Below are 21,070 nucleotides of genomic sequence, written 5' to 3'. Positions count from 1 at the left end.
GGACATGAGCAAGCGGGAACGCGTCATACGCATGTCGGTCGAGCAGCCGCTGTGGCGTGCCCTCACCGGCTACCGCGTGCTGACCCTGCTGTACGCGATCGGCCTGTTCGCCTCGGCCTACGACGACTACGACCGCCTGGGCGTCGCCATCGCCTACTACGCCGTCCTGACCGTCTGGACCCTGGCCACCCTGCCCCGCGTGCAGAGCGCGGCGGCCTGCACCAAGCGCTTCCTCGCCGTCGACCTCGCCATCGCGCTCACCGGCATCGTGCTGACCCCCTGGGTGGTCACCCAGGGCCACATCGACCGGGGCGGCCCGACCCTGCCGTCGATCTGGACCGCCGGTTCGGTCCTCGCCTACGCCCTCAAGGGCGGCTGGCGCTGGGCCGCGTTCGCCTCCACGCCGGTCGCCGCCGCCAACCTGGTCGAGCGCGGCCACCCGGCCCGCGACACCGTCCACAACGTGATCCTGGTCTGGGTCGCCTCCATCGCCATCGGCTACGTCGTCGAGGTCGCCCGCGCCTCCGAGCGCACCCTCGCCCGCGCCCTGGAGATCGAGGCCGCGACCCGGGAACGGGAGCGGCTCGCCCGGGACATCCACGACAGCGTGCTCCAGGTGCTCGCCATGGTGCAGCGGCGCGGCACGGTCCTCGGCGGCGACGCGGCCGAACTCGGCCGGCTGGCCGGGGAGCAGGAGGTGGCCCTGCGGACGCTGGTCTCCGGCGGCCTGGTGCCGCCCTCGCGGGTCTCGGAGGACGAGGCCCAGGGCGCCGTCGTACGCCTGGTGGAGGAGGAGCCGGACGACGGCGGTCCCGTCGACCTGCGCATGCTGCTCTCGCGGTACGCCGGATCCCGGGTCAGCCTGGCCGAGCCCGGCGCGCCGGTGGAGCTGCCGCCGGGCGCCGCACGCGAGTTGGCCGCCGCCGTCGGTGCCGCCCTGGACAATGTGCGCAGGCACGCGGGGGACGGGGCGCGGGCCTGGATCCTGGTCGAGGACGAGCCCGGCGAGGTCGTGGTGACCGTACGGGACGACGGCCCCGGCATCCCGGAAGGGCGGCTCGCCCAGGCCGAGGGGGAGGGGCGGCTCGGGGTGGCCCAGTCGATCCGGGGGCGGCTGCGCGACCTCGGCGGCAGCGCCGAGCTGTTCTCGACCCGCGGGCAGGGCACGGAAGTAGAGCTGAAGGTACCGAGGGTCTCCCCGGGGAAGGCGGAGCGGCGATGAGTATCAAGGTCATGGTGGTCGACGACCACCCCATGTGGCGGGACGCGGTCGCCCGGGACCTGACCGAGGCCGGTTTCGAGGTGGTCGCCACGGCCGGGGACGGCGACCAGGCGGTGCGCCGTGCCAAGGCCGCCGCGCCCGACGTCCTCGTCCTGGACCTCAACCTGCCGGCCAAGCCGGGCGTCCAGGTCTGCAAGGAACTCGTGGGCCACAACCCGGCGTTGCGGGTCCTGGTCCTCTCCGCGAGCGGGGAGCACGCCGACGTCCTGGAGGCGGTGAAGTCCGGCGCGACGGGTTATCTGCTCAAGTCGGCTTCTACGGAGGAGCTCCTTGACGCGGTCCGCCGAACCGCCGTCGGCGACCCGGTGTTCACGCCCGGCCTCGCCGGTCTCGTCCTCGGCGAGTACCGCCGGCTGGCCTCCGAGCCCGCCCCGGAAGCGGACACCGACCGGCCCGACGCGCCCCGGCTCACCGACCGCGAGACCGAGGTGCTGCGGCTGGTCGCCAAGGGCCTGAGCTACAAGCAGATCGCCGAGCGCCTGGTCATCTCCCACCGCACGGTCCAGAACCACGTCCAGAACACCCTGGGCAAGCTCCAGCTGCACAACAGGGTGGAACTGGTGCGGTACGCGATAGAGGCCGGCCTCGACGACGACTGAGCCGACGACTGATCTGATCTGATCTTCGGGCAGCGCGTAAACCAACCGCCCGACAATTCACCGGAATTGCCCTTCCGCGCCCATCCCTGTGTGAGCTGGATCACCATTAGCGTGAGTCCCACAGGCAACCGCGGCGAAGGGACATTTCCATGCGGGTCGGAGTACTGACCGGAGGCGGCGACTGCCCCGGGCTCAACGCCGTCATCCGGGGCATCGTCCGCAAGGGCGTGCAGGAGTACGGCTACGACTTCGTCGGCTTCCGGGACGGCTGGCGCGGACCCCTCGAAGGCGACACCGTCCGCCTCGACATCCCCGCCGTACGCGGCATCCTGCCCCGCGGCGGCACCATCCTCGGCTCCTCGCGGACCAATCCGCTCAAGCAGGAGAACGGCATCCGCCGGATCAAGGACAACCTCGCCAAGCTGGAGGTCGACGCACTGATCGCGATCGGCGGCGAGGACACCCTCGGCGTCGCCGCCCGCCTCACCGACGAGTACGGCGTGCCCGTCGTCGGCGTGCCGAAGACCATCGACAACGACCTGTCCGCCACCGACTACACCTTCGGCTTCGACACCGCGGTCGGCATCGCCACCGAGGCCATCGACCGGCTGCACACCACCGCCGAGTCCCACATGCGGGTCCTGGTCTGCGAGGTGATGGGCCGGCACGCCGGCTGGATCGCCATCCACTCCGGCCTCGCCGGCGGCGCCAACGTCATCCTCATCCCCGAACAGCGCTTCGACGTCGACCAGGTGTGCGCCTGGGTCACGTCCCGCTTCAAGGCGTCGTACGCCCCGATCGTGGTCGTCGCCGAGGGCGCCATGCCGAAGGACGGCGAGATGGTCCTCAAGGACGGGTCGCTGGACTCCTTCGGGCACGTCAGGCTCTCCGGGGTCGGCGAGTGGCTGGCCAAGGAGATCGAGAAGCGCACCGGCAAGGAGGCCCGGACCACCGTCCTCGGGCACATCCAGCGCGGCGGCACCCCCAGCGCCTTCGACCGCTGGCTCGCCACCCGCTTCGGCCTGCACGCCGTCGACGCCGTCCGCGACGGGGACTTCGGCAAGATGGTCGCGCTGCGCGGCACCGACATCGTCCGCGTACCGATCGCGGAGGCCACGGCCAAGCTGAAGACCGTCGACCTGAAGCTGTACGAGGAGGTCGGGGTGTTCTTCGGCTGACGGCCGGCTTCCCCCCCCGCTCGGCCCGCGCGCCGCCACGGCCACCCGTGACGGCGCGCAGAGGCGTCCGACGAGGCCGAGCTTCGACGCAACGGCTGCGGCGAGATACCCAAGGGGCGCGAGGCTGTATTCGATATGCGGCTCCGCCGCGTGGGCGCGACCAGCCCCCACGCCCCCGCACCCGAAACTCAAGCCCGAACTGTTCCAGTACCGCGCAACTGCCCCACCAGCTCCCGCACAATCACCGCCCCGTTCAACGTGAGCACCGACTCGGGATGGAACTGCACCCCGGCGACTGCGTTTTTCGGCGTGCCTCCGGCACGACGTGGCCTCCGCAAGGCGTGCACCTCGCCGTTCGCCGCCCGGCTCACCTCCACCCCGTGCGCCGCCAGCTCCCGCGCCGCCTCGTCGTCGCAGCGGGCCACGAAGCTGTTGTAGAAGCCGACCGTCTCCGGCCGCCCGAACAGGTCCACGGTCGTCTGCGCCCCCTGGTAGGGGACCTCCTTGCGGACGATCTCCAGCCCCAGCTCCGCCGCGATCAGCTCGTGCCCGAGGCAGACGCCCAGCACCCCGTGCCGGTGTTCCCGGATCATGGTCGCCGCCAGCTCCCGCAGGATCCGCATCTTCGGATCGGCCAGGTCGGACGGGTCACCGGGCCCCGGGCCCAGCACCACCGGGCCCTCGTGCGCGAGCACGGCCGCCCGCAGCCCCGGCTCGTCGTACCGGCGGACGGTGACGTCGAGCCCGCCGGCTCGCAGCACGTGCGCGAGCATCGCCGTGAACGTGTCCTCGCCGTCCACCACGAGCGCGTGCCCGGCCAGTTCGCCGGTCCGTTCCTGCATCCGCAGCCAGAACGGCGCCAGGGAGGCCCGACGCCCGTCCAGCGCGGCCCGCACCCGGGGGTCGTCCGCCAGTCGCGGGCCGGTCCGCTCGGCGCGCGGCCGGGCCGGCCGTACCCCGAGGGCCGCCAGCACGCCCGCCGCCTTGGCGTGCGTCTCGGCGACCTCGCTCACCGGGTCCGAGCCGCGCACCAGGGTGGCGCCGACGGGCACCCGCAGCCGGCCGTCCGCGTCGATGTCCGCGGTGCGGATCAGGATGGGGGAGTCCAGGGTCTGGGCGCCGCCGGAGTCGCGGCCGAGCAGGGCCAGCGCACCGGCGTAGTAGCCCCGCCCCCCGACCTCGTGCCGTTCGATCACCCGGCAGGCGTTCTGCACCGGCGACCCCGTGACGGTCGCCGCGAACATGGTCTCCTTCAGGACCTCCCGCACGTCCAGCGAGGACCGTCCGCGCAGCTCGTACTCGGTGTGTGCGAGATGCGCCATCTCCTTCAGCCGCGGTCCGACGACCACACCGCCCATGTCGCCCACCGTGCACATCATCTTGAGCTCCTCGTCGACGACCATCGACAGCTCCTCGATCTCCTTGCCGTCGGCGAGGAAGCCGAGCAGGTGCTCGGGGGTGGGGCCCTCCGCGGGGTAGCGGTACGTGCCGCTGATCGGGTTCATGACCACCGTGCCGCCGGACATCCGCACGTGCACCTCAGGGCTGGCGCCGACCAGTGTCCGGTCCCCGGTGTGCACCACGAACGTCCAGTACGCGCCCCGCTCGCCCTCGAGGAGGCGACGGAACAGGGCCAGCGCGTCGGCGCGCCCGAAGCCGGGGATCTCGCCCTCGTACGTCCGCCGGATCACGAAGTTCGCGCCCTCGCCCCGGCCGATCTCCTCGCGCAGCACCCGGCCGACGATCTCCGCGTACGCGTCGTCGTCGACGTCGAAGGCGCCGGACTCGACGTGGACGTCGTGGGAGGGGAGGGCGGCGAGGGCCTCGTCCAGTGGAATGTGACATACCACCGTCGGGGTCAGCACCTGCAGCGGCGTCCCGTCGTCCCTGACGTCGAACCCCCGCTCCCGGATCTGCCGGTACGGGATCAGGGCCAGCCCCTCCTCGGGCAGGTCGGCGAGCCGGTCACGGGCGGTGACCGGGCCGAGCAGGAGTTCCACCGTGTTCTCGTCGTGGCCGGGGGTGCGGCGGCGGAGCAGGGCGAAGGGGCGGTCGTCGTGGAGCAGCTGGTTCAGGTCCATGGTTCCTCTGCGGTCCTTTGTCGGGTGGGAAGGGTGGGAGAGGAACGGCCCCGGAAACGCCGAAGGCCGCCCCTCCGGGCGGCCTTCGCGAAGTCTTGCGTACGCGCAAGTCAGTGGGCCGCCGGAGAAGCGGTCCACCACCAGTTCTGGGTCGAATGCGCGAACATGCCGAGGACCCTACCCCACCCCGCGCCCTGTCCACAGGACAATCGCAGCGTCTCACCAGTCGAGCCGGAGGAAAATATGGCGACACGACCCCGTAATGTTTACGAGGTGACCGTGAACGCTAAGACCAGCCTCGGCGCTGGCAACACCTGGCGAAACCTGCCCGCGGCGCAGCAGCCCGAGTACCCCGACCCCGAGGCTCTGCGCGCAGTCGTCGCGGAGCTGGAGTCGTATCCGCCGCTCGTCTTCGCGGGCGAGTGCGACCAGCTGCGCGCCCGGATGGCGGCCGTCGCCAAGGGCGAGGCGTTCCTCCTCCAGGGCGGCGACTGCGCCGAGGCCTTCGACGCGGTGTCGGCCGACCACATCCGCAACAAGCTCAAGACCCTGCTCCAGATGGGTGCCGTACTGACGTACGCCGCGTCGGTGCCCGTGGTGAAGGTGGGGCGGATCGCCGGCCAGTACAGCAAGCCGCGCTCCAAGCCGACCGAGACCCGCGACGGCGTGACCCTGCCGACCTACCGCGGCGACTCCGTCAACGGCTTCGACTTCGACGAGGCCTCGCGGATCCCGGACCCCGAGCGGCTGAAGCGGATGTACAACGCCTCCGCCTCGACGCTGAACCTGGTGCGTGCCTTCACCACCGGCGGCTACGCGGACCTGCGCCAGGTGCACGCCTGGAACCAGGACTTCGTGAAGTCCTCCCCGTCCGGCCAGCGCTACGAGCAGCTCGCCCGCGAGATCGACAACGCACTGAACTTCATGCGGGCCTGCGGCGCGGAGCCCGAGGAGTTCAAGACGGTCGAGTTCTTCTCCTCGCACGAGGCGCTGCTGCTGGACTACGAGTCCGCCCTGACCAGGGTCGACTCGCGCACCGGCAAGCTGTACGACGTCTCCGCGCACATGGTGTGGATCGGTGAGCGCACCCGGCAGCTGGACGGGGCGCACATCGAATTCGCCTCGAAGATCCGCAACCCGATCGGTCTCAAGCTCGGCCCGTCGACGACCGCCGAGGACGCGCTGAAGTACATCGACCGCCTCGACCCGGACCGCGAGCCGGGCCGGCTGACCTTCGTCGTCCGGATGGGGGCGGACAAGGTCCGCGACAAGCTCCCCGAGCTGGTCGAGAAGGTCACCGCCTCGGGCGCGACCGTGGCCTGGGTGACCGACCCGATGCACGGCAACACCTTCGAGGCGGCCTCGGGCCACAAGACCCGCCGCTTCGACGACGTGCTCGACGAGGTCAAGGGCTTCTTCGAGGTCCACAAGACCCTCGGCACCCACCCGGGCGGCATCCACGTCGAGCTCACCGGTGACGACGTCACCGAGTGCGTGGGCGGCGGCGACGAGATCTTCGTCGACGACCTGCACCAGCGCTACGAGACGGCCTGCGACCCGCGGCTGAACCGCAGCCAGTCCCTGGACCTGGCGTTCCTCGTCGCGGAGATGTACCGGGACCAGTAGCCGGTACCTGTGCGAGGTGGGGCGCGGATCACAGACGATCCGCGCCCCTTCCACTTTTGCGCTCGCCGAGTGATGGGTAAGGTTAGGTTTGCCTCACCGATCAATCGGGAGGGCGCCACTGATCGATCCCGGCGGGAGGTGAATCCGCGTGTACGTCTGCAGCTGCTTCGGGGTGACCGAGGCGCAGGTCAAGCGGCACGCGGAGGACGGTGCCTGCACCCCCCGCCAGATAGCGTCCGCCTGCAAGGCGGGCACGGACTGCGGTTCGTGCGTCCGCCGCATCCAGGCGATCCTCGGCCGCGGCGCCTTTCCACGCCGCGAGCTTGCGGAACAGGGCCGCCCGGTGCTCTCCGAACTGGATGAGGCGGCCTAGCCTCAGCTGCTCTCCGGCTGTTCGATGATCTGGGAGATGTAGAGCGCCTCGCCGAGCTTCTCCACCAGCTCCAGCTGGGTGTCGAGGTAGTCGATGTGGTGCTCCTCGTCCTTCAGGATGTCCTCGAAGATGTTCGCGGACGTGATGTCGCCCTTCTCGCGCATCGTCTTGATCCCGCGCTTGAGGCGGTCGATCGCCTCCACCTCGATCTGCCGGTCGGCCTCGAACATCTCCTTGACGGTCTGCCCCACGCGGACGTGGAACAGTCGCTGGTAGTTGGGCAGCCCCTCCAGGAACAGGATCCGGTCGGTGAGCACCTCGGCGTGCTTCATCTCGTCGAACGACTCGTGCCGGGTGTACTTCGCGAGCTTGTACCAGCCGAAGTTCTCCTGCATCTTCGCGTGCAGGAAGTACTGGTTGATCGCGGTGAGCTCACCGGTGAGCTGCTCGTTGAGGAATTCGATGACCTCGGGGTCGCCCTGCATCGCAGAGGCTCCTTCCACGGACTGGGGTGTTTGCGGCGCATGATTGCACCGGCATAGAAGATCGTCCAGTAAGTGCGTACTTAGTAAGTAAGTGGATGCATGGCGCCAGTTGACCGATTTGTCGATCTCCGGTGGGTCTGCCTGGTCAGATGCACTGCCCGTGGTCTGTCAGGATGGAAGGCATGGGTCATCCGGTGGAGCGCGCGTCTCGGGAAACCGCGGGAGCCGCGCTTCCGCCGGGACAGCGGCTGCAGCGCGGCTGGCCGGTCACGCACTACGGCCCGGTGCCCAGGTTCCGGCCCGAGCGCTGGGAGTTCCGGGTCTTCGGCGCCACCGCCGACGGGGGCGCGCACATCTGGAACCACGAGCAGTTCACGGCCCTGCCGTACACCACCGTGGTCGCCGACCTGCACTGCGTGACGAAGTTCAGCATGCTCGGCGCGGAGTGGGGCGGGATCCCGGCGCGGACCGTCCTGGAGATCGCACCGCCCGCTCCCGAGGTCACCCATGTGATGGTCTGGGCGGAGTACGGCTTCAGCTCCAACCTGCGCCTCGCGGACTTCGCCGCCGAGGGCACCCTCTTCGCCACCCACAAGGACGGTGAACTCCTCACCGCCGAGCATGGGTTCCCGGTCCGCCTGGTCGTCCCCCACCTGTACGCCTGGAAGGGCCCCAAGTGGGTCCGTGGCGTCGAGTACATGACCGCCGACCGCCGCGGCTTCTGGGAGGAGCGCGGCTACCACAACATCGGCGACCCCTGGAAGGAACAGCGCTACTCCTACCAGGAGGGACCTGGGGACGGCCCGGAACTCTGAGCCGCCGGTGACGGGGCCGGCTCAGCTCTCCCGGAGCCGCTTGAGGCGCTCGACGTCGGCCGCGTGCCCCTCCTTGCCGCCGGGCGTCTCGATGACCAGCGGTACGCCCGCGGTCGCCGGGTGGGTCATCAGCGCGCGGAACGCGTCCTCGCCGATGTGCCCGGCGCCGATGTTCTCGTGCCGGTCCTTGTGCGCGCCCACCACGTCCTTCGAGTCGTTGGCGTGGATCAGCTTCAGCCGCCCCTCGCCGACGGTCGACACGAGAAGGTCCAGCGTCCGGTGCATCCCGCCCGGCCCGGTCAGGTCGTGGCCGGCGGCGAAGATGTGGCAGGTGTCCAGGCAGACACCCAGCTTCGGATGGGCGTCCAGCGCCTCGAAGTACGGGCCGAAGTCCCAGGTCCGGGAACAGAGGGACGCGCCCTGTCCGGCGGTGGACTCAAGGAGCAGGAACGGGTCGTCGTCGTGGGTCAGCTCGTCGAGCAGCGGCAGCAGACGCGTCCGTACCTGCTTCAGCGCCACGTCCCGGGCCCGGCCGCCGGTCGCGCTCCCGGTGTGCACCACCACCCCGAGCGCCCCGATCTCCCGGCCGCGCCGCAGGGAGTGCCGCAGCGACTCCACCGACCTGTCCACGGTCGCCTCGGTGTGCGAACCGAAGTTGATCAGGTACGGAGCGTGCACATACGCCGGGATCGACTCCTCCGCGCAGGCCGCACGGAACGCCTCGTCCTGCTTCGGGCTGCCCGCGGGGGTGGCCCAGCCGCGCGGGTTGGCGACGAAGACCTGCACGGTCTCGGCCTTCAGCTCACGGGCGTACGACAGCCCCACGGAGTGCAGACCGCCGGCCACCGGGACGTGGCCGCCGACGGGGTTGCGGGCGGGACCTGACTGCTGACTCTTCACCCGTCAAGGGTGTCACGGCGCGGCCCGCACCCGGTCAGCGGATGGTGATCGTGATCGTCGACCCCTTGGGCGCCTGCTCGCCGGCGTCCACCGACTGCTTCTTCACGGTGTCGCCGAACAGCCCGAGCAGCCCCCGGTCCTCCTTGACCTGGAAACCGGACTGCTCCAGCAGCTTGGTCGCGTCGTCGACATTGGCCCCGACCACGTTCGGTACCTCGACCAGCTCCGGGCCCTTGGACAGCGTCAGGGTCACGGTGTCGCCCGCGGCGGCCTGGGCGTCGCCCGCCGGGGTCTGCCGTGCGACCTGCCCCTGGTCGTACTCGGAGTTGACCTCGGTGGCGGACACCGTCACCTTCAGCCCGGCCTCCTGCAGCTCCTGCCGGGCGTCGTCCAGGTCGTCGCCGGTGACGTCCGGGACGTCGACCGGGGCACCCTTGCTGACGACGAGCGCGATCGCGGTCCCCGCGTGCCGCTTCGCACCCGCCCCCGGATCGGTCGAGATGACCGACCCCTTGGCCACGTCCTCGCTGAACTCCCGTGTCACCATGCCCGGTTCGAGCCCGTCGGCGGTCAGCAGCAGCCTGGCCCTGGCCAGCGTCCGCCCCTGCACGTCCGGCACGTTCACCGTCTCCGGGCCGTCGGAGATGGTGAGCTTCACCGAGTCGTTGCTGCGGATCCGCCTGCCGGCCGCCGGGTCGGTGCTGATCACCGTGCCCCGCTTCACCGTGTCGCTGTAGGCGTGCTCGACCGAACCGACGTCGAGCCCGGCCTCCTTCAGCCGGGTGGTGGCCTGCGCCTCGGTCTTCGACAGCAGCGGCGGGACCTTGGTGAACTGCCCGGAGTTGATGTACCAGACGCCGACGCCGGCGCCGAGGGCGATCAGTACGGCGACGACGAGCGACACCAGCCCGCGCCGGGACCGACGGCCCCCGCGCCGCCGGTCGGATGGGGGTGCCCCAGCGCGAGCGAAGCCGAGCGTGGGGGAGGGCGGTGCCTCGAACCTGCTGGTCCGCAGCACCCCCGCGTCCTCCTCGTTGACGGGCAGCGGCCGGGGCACCGTCAGCGACCGGGGTATGACACTGGTCCGGTCCTCGCCGATGTCGTGCGCCTCGGCCAGCGCCTGCGGCGGTACGGCGTCCAGCTGCTCGGCACGGAGCGCGCTCCGAGTCTCCCGCAGCAGGGCGAGCAGCGCGACCGCGTCGTGCGGGCGGACCCCGGGATCACGGGCGGTGCCGAGGGCGACCAGCTCGTCCAGCTCGTAGGCCAGCCCCGGCACCATGGCGGACGGCGCCGGCACGTCCTCGTGCAGGTGCTTGTAGAGGATCACCGCGGGCGAGTCCGAGTCGTGCGGCTTCTGCCCGGTGAGCATCTCGTACAGCACGACACCGCACGCGTACACGTCGACGCGCGGATCGGCGGCCCCGCTCTCGACCTGCTCGGGCGCGAGGTACGACACGGTGCCCAGCACGGCGCCGGTCGTACTGGTGACGGTGTCCACCGACCGCACCAGACCGAAGTCCGCGACCTTGACCCGCCCGTCGTCCCCTATCAACACGTTCTCGGGCTTCATGTCCCGGTGCACGAACCCGGCCCGGTGTGCGGCGCCCAGCGCGGCGAGCACCGGCTCCAGGATGTCCAGCGCGGCCCGCGGCTGCAGCGCGCCGCGCTGCACCAGCACGTCCCGCAGAGTGCAGCCGGCCACGTACTCCATGGCGAGATACACGTACGACCGGTCGGCCCCCTGGTCGAAGACCTGCACCACGTTGGGGTGGGCCAGCCGGGCGACCGACTTGGCCTCCCGGATGAACCTCTCGACGAAGGACGCGTCGGCGGCGAGCGCCGGGTGCATCACCTTCAGCGCGAGCACACGGTCCAGACGGACGTCCAGGGCCCGGTAGACCGTGGCCATCCCGCCGACGGCGATCCGTGCGTCGACGCGATACCGGCCGTCGAGCACCTGCCCGACAAGGGGGTCCTGAAGGGTCGTATCCACCCCGCGAGTGTACGAGCACCGACTGACACCCCCACAGGTGAGACCGCTCTCCCGGGGGACTTGCAGCGCACCTGTGACGGTTCACACCTGGCTGAAATATGCACCCACTCACCCCGCAGCCGCCGACGGCGACCGGCCCCCACAGGACAGCCCCGCTTCTCAGCACACAGTTTCGGGTGGTGCGTGGGTGGGAGAAGAAGGCGGGAGCGGCCCGACGTTCAGAACGCAGGGCGCTCTGGGTCCAGCACGGCCAGGCCCTCCGCGGGAGACGACGCCTCCGCCAGGTACCGACGGGGAATCCGCCCCGCCAGCCGGGCCAGCCGCCCCGCCTCCACCCCGGCCCGCATGGCGTGAGCCATCCGCTCGGGATCCTGCGCCCGCGTCACCGCCGACGCCAGCATCACCCCGGCACACCCCAGCTCCATCGCCAGCGCCACGTCCGACGCCGTACCGGCCCCCGCGTCCAGGATCACCGGCACCCGCGCGTGCTCGACGATCAGCTGGAAGTTGTGCGGGTTGCGGATCCCGAGCCCCGACCCGATCGGCGACCCGAGCGGCATCACCGCGGCGCACCCCACGTCCTCCAGTTTCCGGGCCAGCACAGGATCGTCGTTCGTGTACGGCAGCACCGTGAACCCGTCGTCCACCAGCGTCTCCGCCGCGTCAAGCAGCTCGACCGGGTCCGGCAGCAGCGTCCGCTCGTCGGCGATGACCTCCAGCTTGACCAGATCGGTCCCCAGCGCCTCCCGCGCCAGCCGTGCCGTCAGCACCGCCTCGCCCGCGGTGTAGCACCCGGCCGTGTTGGGCAGCACCCGGATCCCGAGCCGGTCGAGCACCGACAGCACGGAGCCCCGTACCCCCGGGTCCACCCGCCGCATCGCGACCGTGGTCAGCTCGGTCCCGGACGCGACGAGCGCCCGCTCCAGCACCTCCAGGCTGGGCGCGCCCCCGGTACCCATGATCAGCCGGGACGAGAACGTCGTATCCCCGAGGACGAAGGGATCGTCGGCCATGGCGCTCAGCCTCCCTGCACGGCGGTCAGGACTTCCACCCGGTCGCCGTCGGCGAGCCCGGTCGTCGCCCACTGCCCGCGCGGTACGACGGTCTCGTTGACGGCCGCGGCCACCCCGGACGGCGCCGCCGTGAGGGACCGCACGAGCGAGTCGAGAGCGGTGCCCGGGGCGATCTCCCGGCGCTCCCCGTTGACGGAGATGGTGACGGAGAGGTTCATGCGGTCTGCTCCACAAGTTCGCGGGGGACGGGGCCGAATCGCCTCGGCGTGAACGGACGGGCCTCCGCCGGCAGCTCGCCGCCGGCCAGCAGCTCCGCCATGACGTCTCCGGTGACCGGCGTGAGCAGCACCCCGTTGCGGTAGTGCCCGGTGGCCAGCAGCAGTCCGTCGAGGCGGGTCGGCCCGAGCAGCGGCGCGTTGTCGGGGGAGCCGGGGCGCAGTCCGGCCCGGGTCTCGGTCAGGGGCAGCTCGGTGATCCCGGGCACCAGCTCGTGCGCGTCGCGCAGCAGCTCGTACACCCCGCCCGCCGTCACGGTCGTGTCCCAGCCCAGCTCCTCGCTGGTCGCGCCGACGACCAGCTCGCCGTCGTCCCGGGGCACCAGGTAGACGTTCCCGCCGCGCACCACGGCCCGTACGGTCCGGCTGAGGAACGGCGCGTACCGGGCGGGCACGGTCAGCCGCAGCACCTGCCCCTTCACCGGCCGTACCGGCGGCAGCACGTCGTCGGGCACACCCGCCAGCCGCCCGCTCAGGCTGCCGCCCGCGAGCACCACCTGGCCGGCGCCCAGCGCCTCACCCGCACGGGTGCGGACACCGGCGGCCCGTTCCCGTACCACCTCCAGGCGCTCGGCCCAGTCGCGGTGGAACACCACCCCGGACCGCTCGCACGCGGCCACCAGCGCGGCCGCCAGCCGGCGCGGGTCGATCTGGTGGTCGCCGTCGGCCCGCAGCCCGCCGCGCACACCCGGCGCGAGCATCGGCTCCAGGCGCCGGCACTCCCGCCCGGACAGCCACTCGGACTCCAGGCCCGACTGCTGCTGGAGGGCGTGCAGCTCGCGCAGATGGGCGCGGTCGTCGGCGTCCAGCGCGACCGCGAGGGTGCCGCAGCGCCGGTAGCCGAGGTCGTGGCCGGTGAGCTCGGTCAGCTCGGCGGCGAAGTCGGGATAGCGGCGCGCGGAGGCCAGGTTGAGCCCCAGCAGGGTCTGCTCGCCGTAGTGCAGCTCGGTGACGGCGGCCAGCATCCCGGCCGCGACCTGCGCGGCCCCGCCGCCGGGCTCGGGGTCGGCCACGGCGACGGCGAGCCCGCGCTGGGCCGCCCGCCAGGCCGTGACCAGGCCGATGATTCCGCCCCCGATGACGAGGACGTCGGACGTACGTGAGGACATGGGCGTCCAGCCCCTCCCTTCGCCGGCATGACCCGGATCAGGTTCGTACGGTCGGAGGCCGCCAGCCTCCCTCTCAGCCCGGTGCGTCCGGGCTCCCGCGTGTGCTTCCCCGCCACCCTAGCCCGCGGCGCTCCGCCCCGGTAAGACGGCCTCGGACGGCACTGCGGACGGCACTGCGGACGGCGCTGTGGACAGTGCTGTGGAACAGGTCACTCGCCACGACCCCTGACTGACTCTTTGTCAGTTGTCTATCGTTCTTGTCTATGGTGATCAGGTGAGCGAGCAGACGCAGCGACGGAGCACGTCACAGACGCGGCGCGTGGTCGTCGTGGGCGCGGGGATGGCCGGGGTGCAGACCGCCGTCGCCCTGCGGGAGCAGGGGTTCACCGGGACCGTCACGCTGATCGGCGCCGAGCCGCACCAGCCGTACGACCGGCCGCCGCTCTCCAAGGCCGTGCTGCTCGGCAAGTCGGAGGGCTCCGCCTTCGAGGTGGACTTCGAGGCGCTCGGCATCGAGCTGGCGCTCGGCCGCGAGGCGCTGGGCGTGCGCACCACCGACCACGAGCTGGACACCGAGGCCGGCCCGGTGCCCTACGACGTCCTGGTCCTCGCCACCGGTGCCGAGCCGATCACGCTGCCCGGCACCGAGGGCGTGCCCGGCGTCCATCTGCTGCGCACCCTGGACGACGCCGAGCGGCTGCGGCCCGTGCTCGCCCGGCAGCACGACATCGTGGTCGTCGGCGCGGGCTGGATCGGCGCCGAGTTCGCCACCGCGGCCCGCGAGGCCGGCTGCGCGGTCACCGTGGTCGAGGCCGCCGACCGCCCGCTCGCGGGAGCGCTTCCCGCCGAGGTCGCCGCGCCGATGGCCGCCTGGTACGCGGACAGCGGCACCGACCTGCGCACCCACGCGCGCGTGGCGGGCGTCGAGCCCGGCGCGGTGGTGCTCGACGACGGCTCGCGGCTGCCCGCGGGCGCCGTCGTGGTCGGCATCGGCGCCCGCCCCGCCACCGCCTGGCTGGCCGGCTCCGGCATCGGGCTGGGCCCGCACCACGAGGTGCTCGCCGACGACCGCCTGCGCACCAGCGCCCCCGACGTCTACGCGGTCGGGGACTGCGCCTCCTTCCCGTCCGGCCGCTACGCCGAGCGCCTGCTCGTCCACCACTGGGACAACGCCCTCCAGGGCCCGCGCACGGTCGCCGCCAACATCCTCGGCGAGACCGACGCCGTCTACGACCCGGTCCCGTACTTCTGGTCCGAACAGTTCGGCCGCTTCGTCCAGTACGCCGGCCACCACGCCGCCGCCGACCACCTGATCTGGCGCGGGGACCCGACAGGGCCGTCCTGGAGCGTCTGCTGGCTCCGCGAGGGCCGCCTGGTAGCCCTCCTGGCGGTAGGCCGCCCCCGCGACCTGGCCCAGGGCCGCCGCCTGATCGAGGCGGGCCGTCAGATGGACCCGGAGGCCCTGTCCGACCCGGCCCGCCCTTTGAAGAACGCCACTGCAGCGCCCCTTTAGGGGCGCGGGGCTCTGACATGTGCGGCTCCGCCGCGCGGGCGTGATCAACCCCCAACGGCGCCGCACCCGAAACAACCACCCATCGCGCCCGAACCAGCAGACCGCCTACCCTTGACCCCGTGACCGAGATTGACACGAAGATCGATGCTCTCGTCCCCGCCTGGCTCACCCTCCCCGACATCGCAGAGATGATGGACGTCGAGGTGACGCGCGTGCGGCAGCTGGTCAAGGAGGGCCAGCTCATCGCCGTCCGCCGCGGTGAGAACAGGGCGCTGCACGTCCCCGCCGCCTTCATCGACGGGGACAAGGTCGTCAAGGGCCTGTCCGGGACCCTGACGCTCCTGCGGGACGACGGCTTCACGGACGAAGAGATGCTGGAGTGGCTCTTCACTCCCGACGCGACCCTGCCCGGCACCCCCGCGCAGGCGCTCAGCGAGAATCGCGGCACGGAGGTGAAGCGCCGCGCCCAGGCGCTCGCCGTCTGAGGCAGCCAGTACCGACACAACGGGGGACCACCGATGACCGACACCGCCCGCGCCCAGCTGGCCGACGCCCGGCTCTACCTGTGCACGGACGCCCGTAAGGAGCAGGGCGACCTCCCCGGGTTCCTGGACGCGGTCCTGGCGGGCGGTGTCGACATCGTGCAGCTGCGCGACAAGGGCATGGAGGCCGCCGAGGAGCTGGAGCACCTCGCCGTGTTCGCCGACGCCTGCGCCCGGCACGGCAAGCTGCTCGCGGTCAACGACCGCGCGGACGTGGCCCACGCGGCCGGTGCCGACGTGCTCCACCTGGGCCAGGGCGACCTGCCGGTCCCGGCCGCCCGGGCGATCCTCGGCCCGGACGTCCTGATCGGCCGCTCCACGCACGCCGAGTCCGAGGCCGCCGCGGCCGCCGTGCAGGACGGCGTGGACTACTTCTGCACCGGCCCCTGCTGGCCCACCCCCACCAAGCCCGGCCGCCCCGCCCCCGGCCTCGACCTGGTGCGGTACACCGCCGCCCTGGGCACCGACCGCCCCTGGTTCGCCATCGGCGGCATCGACCTCGGCAACCTCGACCAGGTGCTCGACGCGGGCGCCCGCCGGGTGGTCGTGGTCCGCGCGCTCACCGCGGCCGACGACCCGGGCGCGGCGGCTGCCGAGTTCGCGAAGCGGCTGCGGTCGCTGTAACGCCGGCGGCAGCGGCAGCGGCAGCGCGGTGCCCGGCTGTCCGGAAACTTGTCCAGTATCCGGACACGAGGTCCGTAAGAGGCCGACAATTAGGGCAAATATCCCGAGTGCGGTTGGGTGACCGCCCGCCCCTGACTAACCTGCGGGTATGGCCCTCGGAACCGCATCCACCAGGACTGACCGCGCACGCACCGTGCGCGACATGCTCGCCGGCGGCAAGACCACGTACTCGTTCGAGTTCTCGGCGCCGAAGACCCCGAAGGGCGAGCGGAACCTGTGGAGCGCGCTCCGGCGGGTCGAGGCGGTCGCCCCCGACTTCGTCTCCGTGACCTACGGCGCCGGCGGTTCCACCCGCGCGGGCACGGTCCGGGAGACCCAGCAGATCGTCGCGGACACCACGCTCACCCCGGTCGCCCACCTCACCGCGGTCGACCACTCGCTGGCCGAGCTGCGCAACATCATCGGCCAGTACGCGGACGCCGGGATCCGCAACATGCTCGCCGTGCGCGGCGACCCGCCCGGCGACCCGATGGGGGAGTGGGTGGCGCACCCGCACGGCCTGACCTACGCGGCCGAACTGGTCCGTCTCATCAAGGAGTCGGGCGACTTCTGCGTGGGCGTCGCCGCCTTCCCGGAGATGCATCCGCGCTCCAGCGACTGGGACACCGACGTCCGGCACTTCGTCGACAAGTGCCGCGCGGGCGCCGACTACGCCATCACGCAGATGTTCTTCCAGCCCGAGTCGTACCTTCGCCTCCGCGACCGGGTCGCCGCGGCCGGTTGCGAGACCCCGGTGATTCCGGAAATCCTGCCCGTCACCAGTGTGAAGATGCTGGAACGGCTGCCCAAACTCAGCAACGCGGCCTTCCCGGACGCCCTGAAAGAGCGGATCCTCACAGCGAAAGACGATCCGGCGGCGGTACGCTCCATTGGCATCGAACACGCCACGGAGTTCTGTGCGCGGCTGCTGGCCGAGGGAGTGCCAGGACTGCACTTCATCACGCTCAACAACTCCACGGCGACGCTCGAAATCTACGAGAACCTGGGCCTGCACCATCCCCCGCAGGCCTAGACCGGCCGCACCGGAGTACGACACACTGCGTAGCGGGCACAGGGAGAGGGGCGTACATGGGCTGGACGGTCCTCTACGTAGCGTTCGGCATCGTCGCGCTGTGGTTGCTCGGCGAGGTACTGCTGCAGTACAAGGCGCGGCTGCGCTGGCGGCTGCTCGCCTTCGTCGGCTTCCTCGGGGTCGTCTTCGGTGTCCTGATCCCGTCGGTCATCGTGATCGGCGTGGGTGCGATCGCCTTCGCGGTCGGCCAGACCTACGTCACCCTGTCGTTCCGCCGCGGCTTCGAGGCCGGCTGGGCGGTCAAGCGTCCCGGTGCGGACGGTGACGGCGTCGACCTGACCAAGCGCCGCCGCGGCGAGCCGGACGAGGACCCGGGTCTGGAGGCCACCGACCCGGACGCGGCCGACGCCGCCTACGCCGAGCAGCGGGGCGCCTACGCCACGGCCGACGGCACTCCGTCCTACAGCGGTGACGAGTACGACCGCGACGACGTCTTCACCCCGGCGGCCCGCACCATGGAGCCCGGCGCGGCCGAGTCCACCGCGGTGTACGAGCCGCAGCCGATGCCCGACGACACCGGCTCCTACGGCGTCTACCGCGACTCCGGCTACGCCGCCACCGGCGAGCAGCAGGCCGCCTACGCGACCGCCGGCCAGGACCAGGCGTACGCCGCCCAGGGCACCGACCAGAACTACGCCTACGACTACTCCGGCTACGGCCAGCAGCAGTACGGCTACGACACGAGCGGCGGCCAGCAGCAGTACGCCAACTACTCCGACCCGTACATCGGCAACCAGACCTACGGCGGCGGGTACGACCAGTCGTCGTACGGCACCCAGCAGTACGACCAGCAGGGCTACGCCCAGGGCCAGTACGGCGACGGCACCGGCGGCTACGGCGAGACCCCGGCGGGCGGTGTCTGGGTCCCGCAGCAGCGCGCCGACGAGACCTACGGCGGCGAGCTCCCGCAGGAGCAGCAGTACCCCTACCAGGGCGACGGGCAGGGCCAGGGGCAGCAGCAGGGCCACACGGGCAACGGGTACGACGAGCAGTACCGTTTCTGAAGCCTTCCCGCTGCACCCGGCTCACTGCGAGCCGCGGAACTCCGGCCCCTCCACGATCAGCCCGGCCACCAGCGCGCCCGACATGCCCGCGTGCGGGAGCCCGCCACCGGGGTGCGACCAGCCGCCGGCGGTGAACAGGCCCGGTAGCGCAGTGGTGTTGGACGGATGCAGCACGCCCTCCGCCGCGGCCAGCGCAGGCGGCGGAACCGCACCGCCCAAGGCGCCGGTCTCCCGCTCGGTGTCCACGGGCGTACGGACCTCGCGCCACAGCAACCGCTCGCGCAGCCCCGGCACGGCACGTTCGGTGGCGGCCACCACGCGGTCCGCGAAGGCGTCGGCGGCCCCCGGAGCGGCCCAGTCGTACCAGGCCGCCGACGGCACCGTGGCCGTCACCACCACGGACTCGTGCCCCGCGTCGGGACGCAGGGCCGGGTCGTCCGGCCGGTCCACGACGACCGTCGGCCGGTCGGGCAGCTCCCCGTGCCCCAACATGTCCAGGTCGCCCTCGGCGTCGGGGCCGTGCACCACCGTGCGGTGCACGGCGGCCGGCTCCCGCGCACCGCGCAGCGCCAGACACACGACCACCCGGCCCAGGTATCGGTCCTCGGGTTCCGGGCGCACGTCCTGCGCGCGGTACAGCTCCCTGCCCGCGACCAGGCCGCCCAGCCGCCACGGCCCCGTACCGACGACGAAGTCCGCCTCCACCACCGTCTGGTCGGCCAACTCCACCCCGGCCGCCCGGCCGTCCTTCTCCAGGACCCGTACGACCTCGGTGCCGAAGACGAACTCGACCCGCCGCTGCACACACCGCTCGTACACCGCGCGGGCCAACTCCCTTGTGCCGCCCCGCACGTACCAGGTGCCGAAGGCGTGCTCCAGGTACGGCAGCACGGCCGCGCTCGCCGGGGCGATCCCGGGATCGATGCCGTGTGCGAGCGCGTAGCCGTCCAGCAGCTCTCTCAACCGCGGGTCGCGCAGCTCCCAGGCGCCGATCTCGTAGAGCGTGCTCGCCCGACGCGTGCGCAGCAGCTTCTTGTGCGGGACCGCCGGGTACGGCTCGCGCTCGGCGAGCACCTGCCAGTTCGGCCACAGCGGCTCCTCCAGGAGCGGGCGCCGGGTGCGGTCCCAGGCCTCCCGGGCCCGCACCAGGAAGTCGCCCCAGCGCTGCCCCGCACCGGCGCCGAGGGCCTCGTCCAGGGCGGCCACGACGCCCGCGCGAGACGCGTTCGGCAGCGACACCTCCGTGCCGTCCGCGAAGACGTGCCGGGCCGACGGGTCCACCTGGACCAGCTCGACGCAGTCCTCCAGCGGCTCCTTGCCGGTCTTGACGAACAGGTCGCGGTAGACCGCGGGCAGCGGCAGCAGCCCCGGGCCGGTGTCGAAGGCGAACCCGCCGCGCTCGAACCGGCGCACCCCGCCGCCGTAGGTCTCCGTACGCTCGTACACCGTCACCCGGTGGCCCGCGACGGCCAGCCGGGCGGCCGCCGCCATGGCGCCCATCCCGGCGCCGATCACCGCAATCCGTCCCATGCCCGCGACTTTATCGACCGCCACCGACAGTCCGGTCCGGCGGGCCGTCAGCCGGGCGGCCGTCCCACCTGCGCCGCGAGGCGCCGTTCCTCCCGGCGCTGGGCCCGGCGGCGCCAGAAGCGCCGGATCCGGGAGACCAGGAACACCAGCACGATCAGGCCGGTCGCCAGCAGCACCGCGGCGATGATCGCCGCCGCCAGCGGGTGGAACATCGCGAACGACACGATCCCGGCGACCCCGAGATCCTCGGCGAAGCTCAGCACGATGTTGCTGAACGGCTCCGGCGAGGTGTTGACCGCCATCCGGGTCCCGGCCTTCACGGTGTGGCTGGCCAGGGCAGTGGAACCGCCGACCAGCCCGGCCACCACGTCGTTGACCGAGCCGCTGTGCCCGGCGAGCAACGCGCCGACCCAGGCGCCCGCCACCGGGCGGACCACCGTGTGTACGGAGTCCCACACCGAGTCGACGTACGGGATCTTGTCGGCGACCGCCTCGCACAGGAACAGCACACCCGCGACGATCAGCACCTCGGGGCGCTGCAGCGTCTCGGGGACGTCGTCGCTCAGGCCCGTCGCGCCGAAGAGGCCGAGCAGCAGCACCACCGCGTAGGCGTTGATTCCGCTGGCCCAGCCGCTGGTGAAGACCAAGGGGAGTACCGACACGGACGCGATCGTAACCAGTCGGCGGCCGTGCGTCCTGGGCCTTGGTGCGCAGACCTGAGTACACGTACCTAGGAGGCGAGTTGAGTACGCGCGCGGATGGGCCGCGACCTGCGTGAACGAGAGAGTGGAGGCACGGAAAGGGGCGCGGGGCCCGGCACCGCCGACACGGGGCGGCGGAACGGCACCTTCGCCCTTGACCGCTCCTTCCGCCGATTCGCGTCGGCGGAAGCGAGACACGGGGGAGAGGGGACCCGGGGGACGACGGGAAACCGGGGGAGCACGGGGGAGCACGGAAGGCGCCGGTCCGACGGCGGCCCGCGGGGGACGCGGCCGC

General features: G+C 72.0%; 21 protein-coding genes and 1 riboswitch. Of the genes, 11 read left to right on the top strand and 10 right to left on the bottom strand.

The genetic code is table 11. The annotated features are described in order from the left end of the window. The first annotated feature begins 4 nt into the window (after nt 1–4). The 3 genes from macS to ACZ4UV_RS01850 all read left to right on the top strand — a co-directional run bounded on the left by macS (nt 5) and on the right by ACZ4UV_RS01850 (nt 3,059). Nucleotides 5–1,222 carry a MacS family sensor histidine kinase gene (gene macS, locus ACZ4UV_RS01860; RefSeq protein WP_467835307.1) on the top strand — a complete coding sequence of 406 codons (1,218 nt, stop codon included), beginning with the start codon at nt 5–7 and terminating at the stop codon, nt 1,220–1,222. Next, nucleotides 1,219–1,881 carry a response regulator gene (locus ACZ4UV_RS01855; protein WP_451017302.1) on the top strand — a complete coding sequence of 221 codons (663 nt, stop codon included), beginning with the start codon at nt 1,219–1,221 and terminating at the stop codon, nt 1,879–1,881. The genes macS and ACZ4UV_RS01855 overlap by 4 nt, the downstream gene beginning before the upstream one ends. Nucleotides 1,882–2,030: 149 nt before the next feature. Then, nucleotides 2,031–3,059 carry a 6-phosphofructokinase gene (locus ACZ4UV_RS01850; protein WP_351490425.1) on the top strand — a complete coding sequence of 343 codons (1,029 nt, stop codon included), beginning with the start codon at nt 2,031–2,033 and terminating at the stop codon, nt 3,057–3,059. A gap of 188 nt (nt 3,060–3,247) precedes the next feature. Here ACZ4UV_RS01850 and ACZ4UV_RS01845 read toward each other — a convergent pair whose 3' ends face one another. Both ACZ4UV_RS01845 and ACZ4UV_RS01840 read right to left on the bottom strand, forming a co-directional pair. Further along, entirely contained in the window at nt 3,248–5,140 is a 1,893-nt protein-coding gene (locus ACZ4UV_RS01845) for an anthranilate synthase family protein (RefSeq protein ID WP_467835304.1), read from the bottom strand. 110 nt (nt 5,141–5,250) lie between these two features. Further along, on the bottom strand, nt 5,251–5,307 hold the full coding sequence (locus ACZ4UV_RS01840; RefSeq protein WP_071659820.1) for a trp operon leader peptide: 57 nt from the start codon (nt 5,305–5,307) through the stop codon (nt 5,251–5,253). A 106-nt stretch (nt 5,308–5,413) separates the two neighbouring features. Between ACZ4UV_RS01840 and ACZ4UV_RS01835 the strand changes: the two genes are divergently transcribed. Beyond that, nucleotides 5,414–6,766 carry a class II 3-deoxy-7-phosphoheptulonate synthase gene (locus tag ACZ4UV_RS01835; protein ID WP_390038043.1) on the top strand — a complete coding sequence of 451 codons (1,353 nt, stop codon included), beginning with the start codon at nt 5,414–5,416 and terminating at the stop codon, nt 6,764–6,766. Between the two features lie 148 nt (nt 6,767–6,914). Beyond that, nucleotides 6,915–7,139, top strand: a complete 225-nt coding sequence (locus ACZ4UV_RS01830) for a (2Fe-2S)-binding protein (protein ID WP_451017300.1) — start codon at nt 6,915–6,917, stop codon at nt 7,137–7,139. A 2-nt stretch (nt 7,140–7,141) separates the two neighbouring features. Here the strand turns inward: ACZ4UV_RS01830 and bfr are convergent, their stop codons facing one another. Then, nucleotides 7,142–7,624, bottom strand: a complete 483-nt coding sequence (gene bfr / locus ACZ4UV_RS01825) for a bacterioferritin (protein WP_351490433.1) — start codon at nt 7,622–7,624, stop codon at nt 7,142–7,144. A 182-nt stretch (nt 7,625–7,806) separates the two neighbouring features. On the opposite strand from bfr, the gene ACZ4UV_RS01820 reads away from it, so the two are divergent. After that, complete coding sequence (locus tag ACZ4UV_RS01820) at nt 7,807–8,439, top strand: sulfite oxidase-like oxidoreductase (protein ID WP_451017299.1); 633 nt, start codon at nt 7,807–7,809, stop codon at nt 8,437–8,439. 21 nt (nt 8,440–8,460) lie between these two features. On the opposite strand, the gene ACZ4UV_RS01815 is transcribed toward ACZ4UV_RS01820, so the two are convergent. The 5 genes from ACZ4UV_RS01815 to thiO all read right to left on the bottom strand — a co-directional run bounded on the left by ACZ4UV_RS01815 (nt 8,461) and on the right by thiO (nt 13,729). Further along, nucleotides 8,461–9,339 (bottom strand): deoxyribonuclease IV, encoded by an 879-nt coding sequence (locus tag ACZ4UV_RS01815; RefSeq protein ID WP_451017298.1) that lies wholly within the window; start codon nt 9,337–9,339, stop codon nt 8,461–8,463. A gap of 34 nt (nt 9,340–9,373) precedes the next feature. After that, entirely contained in the window at nt 9,374–11,332 is a 1,959-nt protein-coding gene (gene pknB / locus ACZ4UV_RS01810) for a Stk1 family PASTA domain-containing Ser/Thr kinase (RefSeq protein ID WP_467835298.1), read from the bottom strand. Between the two features lie 218 nt (nt 11,333–11,550). Further along, on the bottom strand, nt 11,551–12,345 hold the full coding sequence (locus ACZ4UV_RS01805) for a thiazole synthase (protein WP_467835296.1): 795 nt from the start codon (nt 12,343–12,345) through the stop codon (nt 11,551–11,553). Nucleotides 12,346–12,350: 5 nt separating this feature from the next. After that, nucleotides 12,351–12,563 (bottom strand): sulfur carrier protein ThiS, encoded by a 213-nt coding sequence (gene thiS, locus ACZ4UV_RS01800; RefSeq protein WP_351490443.1) that lies wholly within the window; start codon nt 12,561–12,563, stop codon nt 12,351–12,353. After that, nucleotides 12,560–13,729 (bottom strand): glycine oxidase ThiO, encoded by a 1,170-nt coding sequence (gene thiO / locus ACZ4UV_RS01795; protein WP_451017296.1) that lies wholly within the window; start codon nt 13,727–13,729, stop codon nt 12,560–12,562. Before thiO ends, thiS begins: the two co-directional genes overlap by 4 nt. Beyond that, a riboswitch (TPP riboswitch) is annotated at nt 13,727–13,838 on the bottom strand. Its footprint overlaps the gene before it by 3 nt. A 165-nt stretch (nt 13,839–14,003) precedes the next feature. Here thiO and ACZ4UV_RS01790 point away from each other — a divergent pair. From ACZ4UV_RS01790 to ACZ4UV_RS01770, 5 genes are all read left to right on the top strand, one after another. After that, entirely contained in the window at nt 14,004–15,242 is a 1,239-nt protein-coding gene (locus tag ACZ4UV_RS01790) for an NAD(P)/FAD-dependent oxidoreductase (RefSeq protein WP_451017295.1), read from the top strand. Nucleotides 15,243–15,361: 119 nt separating this feature from the next. Further along, nucleotides 15,362–15,727, top strand: a complete 366-nt coding sequence (locus ACZ4UV_RS01785; RefSeq protein ID WP_451017294.1) for an Rv2175c family DNA-binding protein — start codon at nt 15,362–15,364, stop codon at nt 15,725–15,727. Nucleotides 15,728–15,760: 33 nt separating this feature from the next. Next, nucleotides 15,761–16,408 (top strand): thiamine phosphate synthase, encoded by a 648-nt coding sequence (gene thiE, locus ACZ4UV_RS01780; RefSeq protein WP_451017293.1) that lies wholly within the window; start codon nt 15,761–15,763, stop codon nt 16,406–16,408. Between the two features lie 148 nt (nt 16,409–16,556). Next, nucleotides 16,557–17,480, top strand: a complete 924-nt coding sequence (gene metF, locus ACZ4UV_RS01775; protein ID WP_451017292.1) for a methylenetetrahydrofolate reductase [NAD(P)H] — start codon at nt 16,557–16,559, stop codon at nt 17,478–17,480. A 56-nt stretch (nt 17,481–17,536) separates the two neighbouring features. Next, the gene (locus ACZ4UV_RS01770) at nt 17,537–18,544 is read left to right on the top strand and encodes an SCO2102 family sporulation regulator (protein ID WP_467835291.1); all 1,008 of its coding nucleotides are present in this window, start codon (nt 17,537–17,539) and stop codon (nt 18,542–18,544) included. Between the two features lie 21 nt (nt 18,545–18,565). Here the strand turns inward: ACZ4UV_RS01770 and ACZ4UV_RS01765 are convergent, their stop codons facing one another. After that, complete coding sequence (locus ACZ4UV_RS01765) at nt 18,566–20,074, bottom strand: phytoene desaturase family protein (protein WP_451017290.1); 1,509 nt, start codon at nt 20,072–20,074, stop codon at nt 18,566–18,568. Nucleotides 20,075–20,121: 47 nt separating this feature from the next. Next, complete coding sequence (locus ACZ4UV_RS01760) at nt 20,122–20,736, bottom strand: DUF4126 domain-containing protein (protein ID WP_451017289.1); 615 nt, start codon at nt 20,734–20,736, stop codon at nt 20,122–20,124. Nucleotides 20,737–21,070: the final 334 nt, after the last annotated feature.

The organism is Streptomyces sp. NPDC028289 (assembly GCF_055565975.1).
This window is presented reverse-complemented; position numbering and strand designations above follow the sequence as displayed.